Below are 11,549 nucleotides of genomic sequence, written 5' to 3' on the forward strand. Positions count from 1 at the left end.
AATAAATACGCCTAGAGCATACCGCTGAATCATCGCTTGCGTGTAGCGCCGCTACGGCGTGGCGTGGGACGACGACGCAGGCGCAGACGCAACAGGCCCAAGGCGAGAATCACGCCAACGGTCAGGGCGGCGAGGCCGTAAAGCTCGTCGTCGCCCAGCAAGGGTTTCTCGATACGCAGATAGCCGGGGTCCTTGAGCAGTTCATGCAAGGCCTCGTCGGCCTCCTTCAGAGTAACGTCGCGGATCTTGCGCACCGGATCCTTGAAGCGTCCATTCTCGTAGTCGTTCAGCGCGCCCCAGTAGTAGTCGGCCAGGGCGCTGTTACCTTGGGTGGCCCAGCTTTCCCGTGCCATGGCCGCCTGTTTGATGCGCTCGAAGGTCTCCGCATCCAGTCCGTTTTCACGCAAATTGTCGAACATCGCCTCGAGGACCTTTACCGCCTCGTTGATATCGTCCCGCTCGAGGTCGGCATTGAGGCTGAGCATGCCGCTGTCACCGAAGCTCTCCCGCTGCGTGGACGGGCCATAGGACAGACCGTGGCGCAGGCGCAACTGGTCGTACAGGGCCCAGTCCAGGTAGCGCGATACCAATTCCAGTGTCTGATCATGCGCGTTGTCGAGCACCGGCTCGATGAACAGCCAATGCAGCTTGACGCTGTCGCCAAGCCAGCCTCGGGTCAGCTCGCGGCGCTGTTCGGCCTGCTGGCTGATGCTGTCCAGGTTGCGTCGCTCTTCGGGTTCGGAGGGCGGCAGCTCGGCGTAGGTACGGTCCAGATAGGCGGGTAGCAAACGGTCGAGGCCGCCGACGACGATCAGGGTCATGTTGTTGGCGGCGTACCAGCGATTGCGCAGGGCTTGAGTCTGCTCCAGGGTCATGTCTTCGATGGACGAGCGCTCGGGGCACTTCAAGCCGAGCTCGGTGGCCAGTTGGTCGCTGGCGCGGTGGCCGATGTCCTGGCGGTCCAGCCAGCGTTGCAGGTGCCCATAGTGACCGCCATCCTCGCGCTCGATGATCTTCTTGGCGGTGGCAAGGTCTCGCTCGTCGAGATCGGTATCGCGGATGGCCGACAACAGCAGGTCGAGCACCTTGCGCTGATTGCGTGCCGGCGTTTCGATGACGAAGGTGGTGTCCGCACTGCTGGTAAAGGCATTCCATTCGCCGCCCAATGCCTGCATGCGCTGCTCCAGACCGCCTTCGCCCGCCTCGTCGAGGCCGCTGAACAAGAGGTGTTCAAGCAGATGCGGCAGCTCTTTCTGCTCGCAATTGAAGTCGTCCAGGCCGACGCCCACTACTAGGCGAATGGCCACATGGTCGCTTTCGTAGCCCGACTTGAGGATCACCTGCAGGCCATTGGGCAACAAATAGCCTTCGACCCGCGACCGGTCGAGGGCCATGCCGGACAAGCTGCAGAAGAGAAGACAAACGAACAACACACAACGCATGGGCGAGCTTCCAGGCCAGTATCCAAGTCGGTTCAGGACAGGCGGACTTCGTCCGGCACGCTGTCGAGCATGAGCCCGCCGGTATCCGAGCCACCCAGTACGACATAGGCACTGCTACAGAACAGAGAGTTCAAACGTTTCATGTCGGCGATCAGTTCCAGGTGCATCGAACTGGTCTCGATACTCTGCACGACCTTGCGCTGCAGGCGGCTGACATGGGCATGCGCCAGACGCCGCTCCTGGGCGCGGAAACGGCGCTTTTCCCGTAGCAGCTGGCGGGCGCTTTCCGGGTCGGCGCTGAGGAAAACCGACAGGCCCAGGCGCAGGTTGGCGAGCAGTTGCGCCTGCAGCGTGGTCAGCTCTTCCAGGCCGACCTGGGAGAACTCGCGGCGCTGCGCGGTTTTCTGCTGCTGGACCTTGCGCAGCATGCGCTCGATCACATCGCTGGCCAGTTTCAGGTTGATCGCCAGTTCGATGATCTCGGCCCAGCGCCGGTTGTCCTGCTCGCAGAGGTCCTCGCGAGGCATCTGCGCCAGGTAGAGCTTGATGGCGTTGTACAGGGCCTCGGCATCTTCGCCCAGCGCCCTGACCTGCTGGGGTACGGCAGTGTGCGTACCGCGCAGCGCCCCAAGCATGACCTCGAGCATGCTGTCGATGATGTCGCCCAGGCGCAGGGTCTCGCGTACGGCATTCGCCAGCGCCAGACTGGGGGTATCCAATGCGGCGGTGTCCAGGTGCCGGGGGCGCGCCTTGCCGTTGCTCTCTTCACGATCAGGCAGCAGGGAATTGCACAGCTTGGCCATGGGCGTGACCGTCGGCAGCATCAGCACGCAGCGCAGGGTGTTGTAGAGCAGGTGGAAGCCGATCACCAGCTCCTGGGGGCTGAAGTCGAGGCTGTTCATCCATTCCACCAGCGGGTGCAGTACCGGTATCACCAGCAGCAGACCGATCAGCTTGTAGAGCAGGCTGGCCAGCGCCACTCGCCGACCCGGGGCGTTCTGCATGCTGGTTGTGAGGAACGCCAGCAAGCCGCTGCCGATGTTGGCGCCGATCACCAGGCCGATGGCGACCGGCAGGCTGATCACTTCGGCACCGGCCAGGGTAGCGGTCAGCAACACCGCCGCCAGGCTGGAGTAAGTGATCAGCGCGAACACGGCGCCGACCAGTGCGTCGAGCAGGATATCGCCCGTCAGAGAGGCGAACAGGACCTTGACGCCCTGGGCCTGAGTGATGGGCGCGGCGGCCTCCACGATCAATTGCAGGGCGAGAATGATCAGGCCCAGGCCGATGCCCACCCGGCCTAGCTGTCCGGCGCGGGTCTGCTTGCGCGAGAGGAAGAAGATGACCCCAAGAAAGAGCAACAGCGGCGATAGCCATGAAAGATCGAATGTCAGCACGCGCGCCATCAGGGCGGTGCCGACATCGGCGCCAAGCATGATCGCCAATGCGGGGGTCATCGCCATCAGACCCTGGCCGACAAACGAGGTCACCAGCATGGCGGTGGCGTTACTGCTCTGCACCAGCGCGGTGACGCCAATACCCGCCAGGAACGCCAAGGGGCGGCGGGCCATGTTTTCACCCAGAACGCGCCGCAGATTGGACCCGAACACACGCAACACGCCAGTGCGCACGATGTGCGTGCCCCAGACCAGCAGGGCAACGGCGGACAACAGGTTGAGCAGGGTCAGCATGTGCAAGGCCTCCCTGGTGAAGACATGCCCTATGGATGGTCGATGGAATCGTCAGCCTGCATCCGCGCAGGTGTTTTATTCCAAGGCTTACTTACAGCTGTAGTTGTGTTGTGGCTGAGTCGCCAGCCGGGAATGGGCTGAAACATATTTGTAACATATCGCGAGCTTGCTTCAAGGCCGATGGTTCCTGTTGTGAACCCGCGACAGGGCCAGCAGCCATCACTCAAGGTTCGGATCGGGGAAATCAAAAAGGCCCCGAAGGGCCTTTTGCTGCAAGCGCGCTCTGAACTCAATGACCAGGACGGTCCGTACGCAGTTTCACTGCTTCGTTGTCCTTGCCGCGCTTGCGCGCCAGGGCGGTGCGCATACGGATGTTGATGGCTTCCACCGCGAGCGAGAAGGCCATGGCGAAGTAGACGTAGCCTTTCGGTACATGGACATCGAAGGATTCGGCGATCAGTACCGTACCTACGACCATCAGGAACGAAAGCGCCAGCATCTTCAGCGAAGGATGTTTCTCGATGAAGTCGCTGATGGTGCCCGCGCACAGCATCATCACCAGGACCGCGACGATGATCGCGGCGATCATGACCGGCACATGGGACACCATGCCTACCGCGGTGATCACCGAGTCCAGGGAGAACACGATGTCGATGATGGCGATCTGGATGATGGTGTAGAGGAACTTGCCACCCGCGCCCTTCGGCCCGTCGTTTTCCTCTTCTTCGCCTTCCAGGCCATGGTAGATCTCTTGCGAGCTCTTCCAGAGCAGGAACAGGCCACCGAAGAACAGGATCAGGTCGCGCCCCGAGATGCCTTGTCCGAAGACTTCGAACAGGTCGGCGGTCAGGCGCATGACCCAGGTGATCGACAGCAGCAGCAAGATACGCGTGACCATGGCCAAGGCGAGGCCGAAGATCCGGGTCCTTGGCTGCATGTGCTTGGGCATGCGGCTGACCAGGATGGAGATCATGATGATGTTGTCGATGCCGAGAACGATCTCAAGCGCTGTGAGGGTGAAAAAGGCAACCCAGATTTCCGGGCTGGTCAGCCATTCCATGTGTATTCCTTGAACGATAAAGGCGATGCGGCCGGTCGAGGCGCGCATCGCGGTGGGGTAATGCTCTTGTCTTACAGACTGCTGAACAGTGGAAAGATCCCCATCAGCAGCGCGGTGAGCATTATGCACATGCACACCAGGACTGCCCACTTGAGGGTAAAGCGCTGATGGTCGCCGAACTCGATGCCCGCCAGGGCCACCAGCAGATAGGTGGAGGGTACCAATGGGCTGAGCAGATGCACGGGTTGCCCGACGATTGACGCGCGTGCCATCTCAACCGGCGTGATGCCGTAATGCGCGGCAGCCTCGGTCAGGACCGGCAATACGCCGTAGTAGAAGGCATCGTTGGACATGAAGAAAGTGAAGGGCATGCTGACGATCGCGGTGATCACCGCCATGTACGGCCCGAGTGCTTCAGGGATCACTGCCAGCAGGCTCTTGGACATGGCATCCACCATGCCGGTACCGGACAGGATGCCGGTGAAGATACCCGCCGCGAAGATCAGGCCGGTGACCGCCAGAACGCTCCCTGCATGGGCGGAGATGCGATCCTTCTGCTGTTGCAGGCACGGGTAGTTGACGATCATGGCGATACTGAAGGCGATCATGAACAGCACGGGCAGCGGCAGCAGGCCGGCGATCAGCGCCGCCATCAGGACGAGCGTCAGGGCGCCGTTGAACCAGAGCAGCTTGGGCCGACGGGCATCCGGGAACTGCGACACGCTGATTTCGCTGTGATCGATGTCATCGGTAGGCAGGCTCAGTTCGCCCAGGCGCGCGCGTTCGCGCTTGCCGTACATGTAGGCGATGCCCAGGATCGCCAGGATCCCGAACGCCATGGCAGGGATCATCGGCACGAAGATGTCCGAGGGATCGACATGCAAGGCGCTGGCGGCGCGGGCGGTCGGCCCGCCCCAGGGCGTCATGTTCATCACACCGCCCGCCAGGATGATCAGGCCGGCCATGATCCGCGGGCTCATGCCCAGGCGGCTGTACAACGGCAGCATGGCGGCTACGCAGATCATGTAAGTGGTGGCGCCGTCGCCATCCAGGGAGACGACCAGGGCCAGCACCGCGGTGCCGACGGAGACTTTCAGCGGGTCACCCTTGACCAGCTTGAGGATCTTGCGCACGGCCGGATCGAACAGGCCCGAGTCGATCATCAGGGCGAAGTAGAGGATGGCAAACATCAGCATGACGCCGGTCGGTGCCAGTTTGCTGATGCCCTGCAGCATCATCGGTCCGATCTCGGATGAGAAGCCTCCGAACAGAGCGAATATGATCGGTACCAGGATCAGCGCGATCAGCGCGGACAGGCGCTTGGTCATGATCAGGTACATGAAGGTGATGACCATGGCAAAGCCGAGGAAGGTCAGCATGGCGGTACTCCAGGCAAGGCGCGGCGAAAGGGGGAACGATTCGGGCGGGTCAACGCGTCATGCGTCGTGCTTGGGGTAACGGAAAAGAAACGAGGGAACGGCGGGCACGGGAAAACATCAGTATCACCATTGTTGTTGTTGGATTGGGCCGGGTTCGGCAGTTTCCTGAAACCCTGGCTGACCGGTCTTACGCCGGTGGTGTCCCTATCCTATGGGCGAAAGCTTTCAGCCAGCTTTCGCTGGGACAAACTCGACAGGAGGTAAGTGGACATGGCCGATACATATGAGGGCGGGTGTCATTGCGGTGCGTTGCGCTACAGGGTGCGAGCGTTATCGGAGGATGTCGCGCACTGTCATTGCTCGATCTGTCGGCGGGTCAGCGGTGGCCTGGTGATGACCTGGCTCAGTCTCCCCCTTGACGATTTCCAGTGGCTGGGCGAGGAACCCCGATGCTATGTCGCCCCCACAAGCTGCAAGCGCTATTTCTGCGGCCGGTGCGGTGCGCATGTGGCGCTGGTTACCACACATAGCCCCGATACCGTGGATATCACCGTGACGACGCTGGACCAGCCGGAGCTGGTCAGGCCGCACAAGCACATCTGGACGGACAGCCGCTTGCCCTGGCTGCACCTGGACGAGCAACTCCCCAGCGAAGCCGGGGAGTCGATCGCTGCCGGGTCATTCGATGATCACGCCGCCGAGGGCCTTGGGCGTATCGAATGACGGCTGCTGTCGGCCGCGCAGTTGCTCGGCCTGGCGCAAGATGTTCTGCGCCTGACGGTTGCCGGGATCCTGGCGCAGCACGGTGTTGGCCAATGCCCGGGCCGCATTGCCGTCGCGGCGTGCCAGGGCGCGGCGCGCCTGGGACAGCTGCTGGCCGACCAGCCCAGGGTTGAGCGGGGCCGCCGTCGGGCGCGGCGCTGGCCGTGTGAGCGGCGCCTGTTGCACCTGGCGCTGGGCCTGGCGTTGCTGCTCCAGGTACTGTTGTTGCTTGCGGTTGACCTCGGCTTGGTCACTGAGCAGCTCTTGCAGGGCCTGGGCCTGCTTGGCAGCGACCTGGTCTTGCGCTTTACGCTCACGCTCGGCGACGGCGCGGGCCTCTCGTTCCTGGCGCGCCTGCTCGTTGGCGGCCTTGCGCGCAGCGGCGCGGTTGGCGGCCGCTGCCACTGCCTGTGCCTTGGTCTCCTGATCCCGCTGCTGGCGTTCGAGCCCTGCCTGCGCGCGTTGCAGCAGACTGAGGGCGCGTGGGTCCTTGCTATCGGTTCGCAAGGCCCGCTCGGCATTTTCCAGCGCACAGTCGAAACGGTTGCTGCGCAGGCAGCCTTGCCCCGCGGCCAGATCGGCCTCGAACTGCTGCAGAGCGTTACGCGCATTCATCTGGTACGCACCATAACCCCCGATGGCGGCCAGCACGGCGCCGACCAAGGCGAGCTTGCGTCCGAGACGGCGTGGCCTGGCGGCAACCACGGGTATCGCAGGCGCGGGCTTAGGAGCAGGCTTGGCGGCGACAATCGCCACTTCAGGCGCCGGCGCCCGTGGCTTGGCGATGGGAGCGGTAGCCGATTGAGCAGCCACGGCAGTCACGACCGGAGCAGCCCGTGCCACGCTGGCCGCCACCGGCACCTTGCTGGCTGCAGGGGCAGCCAGTACCTGGCTACCGCTGCCGCAGTACGGACAAAATCTAACCGGCCCTTGCAGTGGCCGGGCGCAAGCGGCATTGGCGCACTCAAGCGGAAACGCCGGTGTCTTGGCGGATGCGGACATCGTTGGCGATCCTCGCTCAGGTCAACGGCGGCGGCGCCACGGAGGCAACCGGTGGTGGTGTGCCAGCTACCGGCAAGGCCGGGGCGAACAGCGCGGTCAGCTCGACGATCTGCCCGGCAGGGAGCCAGGCGGTCATGCCTTCGCGCCACAGCATGCTGTCCCGATTGATCTGGTTGCCCTGAGCGAACTGCTGCAGCTGAGCATAGGTGTAGGGTCCGTAATTGGTGCCCGCCACGTTCAGGTGATAGTTGTGTTGGGGCACCGCTACGGCAGGGGGTGCCATGCCGGGCATGGGTGGCGGCGGTGGCGCCATGCCCGGTGCCGGGGTAGCGAAGCCTGGTGTCACTGCGGCAGCGGGCTGGAACAGCGTTTCGACCCAGGCGCTGTCGAAGAATGCCTTGCGCAGGGTGCGCTTCTCGCTGTGATCGTCGTGGACTTCGTCCCGATAGACATCGGCACGTGAACCGGCGACAGGCTCGGCAAACTGCTCGAGCAACGTGCGTGCCTGCTGGACCAGGCGCTCGGCCTGATCGGGGGCCTGGCGAACAAGGCGATTGTCGTATTCGTTTCGCAGCAGCTCGGCGATCTTGTTCGGAAAGGTGTGGTAGAGAGATGAGACACCGTTCTCGTCATGGCGCATCTGTGGCTTGTAGGTTCCACGGCGCATGTCATCGAACAACGCGACCATGGCGGCCAGTTGCTGTGGCGTACGCAACTGCTCGTAGCGCTTGCGCAACTGGTCCTCGATGTCCTTGCGTTGCAACTGGTGTAGGCCGTTCTGGCGAATCGCGAATTCGTCACCGATGGTGAAGTAGTCCTGGTCGATCATGAATTCGTAGCGTTCGCCCTGGGTACGCCGTACCACGCCGAGGGCGATAGCGTGCAGGTAGAGCTTGAAGTCTTCCGCGAACTGGCGGTACTGCTCCTGGGTGAACTGGATCGGCTGGACGAACTGGCTGATGCGCTTGTGGCTGTGCAGCGGGATGGTCGTGCTTTCCTTGCGGTAGCTGGCCAGGTAGGTCGGCAGCGGCGTCAGTGCAGGCAAGGGGAAGCCGCTCAGCTCGGTGAAGCAGATCAGCTTGCCTGGGGTACCCGATTCGACGAACTGGATCTGCCCCGCGTTCAGACCGGTGCCTTGCGGCAGGCACTGCGCTAGCATCGGGCCGTAGGTGCGCTTGAATTCGGCGGCATCGTTGACCCCTACCAGGCAGGTGTAACGGTCCTTGGCGATGCCGAAGCCACCGTTGAGGTTCAACGGCGCCCATGGCATGGCGCGTTGCAGCAGCTGGCGGAACTTGTCGCGCTGCTCGTCCGGGGTCAGTGCTGCCAGCGCGCTCATCAGTGGGTCGGCCCCCTGAGGCTGGCGCGGCAATTGCTGGACGGCCTTGTTGCGCAATTTGCAAAGCAGCTCTTCCTGCCCCTCCTCGTCCTGCAACTTGGCAAACAGGGTCTTGGAACCGCCGAAGTCCTTGAAGGCCTCCTTGGCCCATTCGCGTACCTGCAGGGTATCGACGGCCTGTTCCTCACCGCTCTGGACCTGGGCCAGGGGAATCAGCGTGGCATGCTTTTCCTTGATGCTGGCGTCGATCTTGCTGATATCACCCTCGATCCGGCGCAGCAACTGGTCGACCGCATGGCGCCCGTCCTGCAGGCGTCCGACGAAACCGTTCCATACGGCGCGGCCACCCTGATCGACCGATTCCTTGCGGCCCAGCCATTCGGAGACATCGCGCAGCAACTGGGCGGCCTCGCGCGAGGCTACGAAGCGTACGTAGAACAGCAGGCTGTCGCGCAGCGTGTCCTTGACCTGCGACAGGACGGTGTCGGCCTGCTTGTCCTTGCCGCTCAGGCGCGCCATCAGGCCGCCGCCGGTGGTTTCCTTCAGTCGCTCGAACTCACGCGCCAGCTCGGCGGACTCCAGCTTCTCGGCCAGTTCCTTGAAGCGCGCGGCGTTCTTCTCCAGCGCGGGAATGATGCCGCTGCTTTCGTTCTCCAACCGGTCCTTGAGCATTTCGACCAGCGCAAGGGTGTAGTCCAGGCCACCGCGTTCGTCATCGTCCAGGCGGCGGAAAAGTTTTTCCGGCAGGGCGCCCTCGCGGACCAGCTCGGCCAGGCGACGTACGCGATTTTCGCGAATACGCACTTCGTGATTGCGTTCGGCGCTGTCGACGCTGCCGCCCTTGGTATCGCGCTCCAGTTGCCGCTGGATCTCGCGCACGTGGGTCAGCCACTGGTCCTTGTCCGCACCACTGCTCTGCAGGCGTTCGAACAGTGCTTCGACCTTCTGTTCGATCTGCGCGGTGACGCTGTTGTCGCCCTCGACCAGTAGCAGGTCGTCGGCCAGTTGGTAGTGAGTGAACTCGCCGGTGGCCAAGGTCAGTTCGACCCGGGACAGGAACTCCGGCATATCGGTGAAGGTACGGGGGGTGACGTTGAGCTGTTCCTTGAGGAAGTCGTCACGCTCGCGATCGGTCGGTCGATTGTCGTTCAGCGCGCTGTTGGCGATGCCGAAGAACGCCTTGAGCATATGTTGCACCTGGCGGCTCAGGTGCACGTTGCGGCGTGCATCGATCTGCGTGTCGAGCACGGCCTGTCCGACCGACGAATACGAACAGGGGAAGCGCAATTCCGTGTCGTCACCGTAGTCCTGTGGCAGGCGCACGGTGTAAGAACGGATCTTGTGCTGGTTCTGGTTGACCGCGATCGAGCGCTTCTTGTTGGCGAAATCCTGGGAGGTGAAATCAGTGAACAACACGTCCGAAAGCATCTCGTAGACGTCTTCCTGCTCGCTGGTCTTGGCCTGGGCGACGTTGCTGTTGTCGATGATGTAGACATCGTCGTAGGGACGGTTGTCGATGAACAGATTGTCGCTGGCATCCCAGTGGCGAACCAGGCGGTTACCGCGCATGGCGGTCTCCAGCTCCATCAAGGCCGCGTAGCCGTTGGCCTGTACCCGCTCGGTGTTGTAGGCATGGAAGCCACCGGGCAAGACGAAGAACAGGTCGACCTTGCCGGCGATGTTGTGCTCCTTGAGGATCGCCTTGGCCAGGTAGCCCATGTCGAGGAAGGAGCCGGAACCGGTACCGCCCGCCGCGGAGCCCGTGATGACGATGCGGATCTTGCCTGGGTCGATTTCCAGGCCCAGCTTCTTCAGCTTGTCGGCATGTCCGCCAATGTTGCTCAACAGTCTTCCGACCTTGTCGCGCAGCTTGTCGCGGATCACTGGATACTTGTCGAAGAAGTACAGGCGCGACAGCGCGCGGATCTGCCCGGCACCCTTGGAGGGGTCGATGCCCAGCGCGCGGATCTTGTCCGGGGTCAGCGGGAACCACTCGGCCACTTCGCGATGACGGTTGAGTTCGTCCATCGAGTGGGTGTACTTGCTCAGGTTGAGCGACTCGATGATCTTCTCTTCGGAGGTGAAGGCGACCTGCTCGGCCAGTACGTCGGTCTTGGTCGACTTGCCGTCCTGGGTCACTTCGCCAGCATCCAGGTCGAAGTTGATGAACTGCACCAGCGGGAAGTCAGCGATCTGCTGCACTTGGCTGTTACCGCCCCAGATGGCATTGAGAATGCGCCGGCGCAGGCGAATGCTGATCTTCATCCCTGTCCCGCCGAGGGCGATGAACAGTGTCGGATGGATCTTTTCGCTGACCGCGTTCGGGGCCACCGGGGCGGCAGCTTGTACTTGCTCGTTCATCGTGAAACTCCATGAGCCCTGGCAGGGCTGGCCGACTCGGGTCGGCATGCTGATCCGTACATCAGGTAAAAGCGGCCGGGATGCCGGCCTTGGGACATGCCGCGGGTTCTAGCGTTTGGCCGAGAAGGTCATCAGCCAGGCAACCAGCGAAAGCGCGCCTACACCCATCAGCGGGCCCAGGTACAGCGGCGTGAGAAACTGACCGGAGTTGATCACCGCCAGCACGGCCATGGCCGAGACCATCAACAGACCCAGGAACAGGAACCAGCCGGAGGCGTTGGCGCGGCTGGGCGCCACGCGTTCGCGCACGCGCCAGTTGGCATAGGCGTTCTTGATCACGAAGAACACCAGGGCCAGGACCACCAGCACGGCGACGCCGATCATGGCGTCGCGGCTATCGACCTTCTTGGGGCCCAGGTCGAGCATCGACGCGGGCGCGCTCAAGGTATTGGCGGTGACGGGCGCTTGGTTTTCTACAGGGGCCGGCAGAGAGCTGGTTTGAGCCATTTCGAA

8 protein-coding genes are annotated in these 11,549 nt (G+C 62.8%); 1 reads left to right on the forward strand and 7 read right to left on the reverse strand.

Features of this window, described 5'->3' with window-relative positions:
• Nucleotides 1–29 precede the first annotated feature (29 nt).
• The 4 genes from G7009_RS19615 to G7009_RS19630 all read right to left on the reverse strand — a co-directional run bounded on the left by G7009_RS19615 (nt 30) and on the right by G7009_RS19630 (nt 5,572).
• A complete protein-coding gene (locus G7009_RS19615; RefSeq protein WP_181131751.1) occupies nt 30–1,442 on the reverse strand; it encodes a M16 family metallopeptidase in 1,413 nt (470 codons plus the stop codon).
• Between the two features lie 32 nt (nt 1,443–1,474).
• Nucleotides 1,475–3,133 carry a Na/Pi cotransporter family protein gene (locus G7009_RS19620; protein WP_181131752.1) on the reverse strand — a complete coding sequence of 553 codons (1,659 nt, stop codon included), beginning with the start codon at nt 3,131–3,133 and terminating at the stop codon, nt 1,475–1,477.
• A 289-nt stretch (nt 3,134–3,422) separates the two neighbouring features.
• A complete protein-coding gene (locus G7009_RS19625) occupies nt 3,423–4,193 on the reverse strand; it encodes a TerC family protein (RefSeq protein WP_181131753.1) in 771 nt (256 codons plus the stop codon).
• 71 nt (nt 4,194–4,264) lie between these two features.
• A complete protein-coding gene (locus G7009_RS19630) occupies nt 4,265–5,572 on the reverse strand; it encodes a CitMHS family transporter (protein WP_181131754.1) in 1,308 nt (435 codons plus the stop codon).
• Nucleotides 5,573–5,842: 270 nt separating this feature from the next.
• On the opposite strand from G7009_RS19630, the gene G7009_RS19635 reads away from it, so the two are divergent.
• Nucleotides 5,843–6,295 (forward strand): GFA family protein, encoded by a 453-nt coding sequence (locus G7009_RS19635; RefSeq protein ID WP_181131755.1) that lies wholly within the window; start codon nt 5,843–5,845, stop codon nt 6,293–6,295.
• Here G7009_RS19635 and G7009_RS19640 read toward each other — a convergent pair.
• The 3 genes from G7009_RS19640 to G7009_RS19650 form a co-directional block, all read right to left on the reverse strand.
• Nucleotides 6,251–7,336 carry a hypothetical protein gene (locus G7009_RS19640; protein ID WP_181131756.1) on the reverse strand — a complete coding sequence of 362 codons (1,086 nt, stop codon included), beginning with the start codon at nt 7,334–7,336 and terminating at the stop codon, nt 6,251–6,253. The two genes, G7009_RS19635 and G7009_RS19640, sit on opposite strands and share 45 nt — an antisense overlap.
• 16 nt (nt 7,337–7,352) lie before the next feature.
• Nucleotides 7,353–11,036: a tubulin-like doman-containing protein gene (locus G7009_RS19645; RefSeq protein ID WP_181131757.1), complete on the reverse strand. Its 3,684-nt coding sequence runs from the start codon at nt 11,034–11,036 to the stop codon at nt 7,353–7,355.
• Nucleotides 11,037–11,144: 108 nt separating this feature from the next.
• Nucleotides 11,145–11,543, reverse strand: coding sequence for a hypothetical protein (locus G7009_RS19650; protein WP_181131758.1), 399 nt, complete (start codon nt 11,541–11,543; stop codon nt 11,145–11,147).
• Between the last annotated feature and the right edge of the window lie 6 nt (nt 11,544–11,549).

Origin of the sequence: Pseudomonas capeferrum (assembly GCF_013523055.1) — a bacterium.
GTDB classification, from domain to species: domain Bacteria; phylum Pseudomonadota; class Gammaproteobacteria; order Pseudomonadales; family Pseudomonadaceae; genus Aquipseudomonas; species Aquipseudomonas capeferrum_A.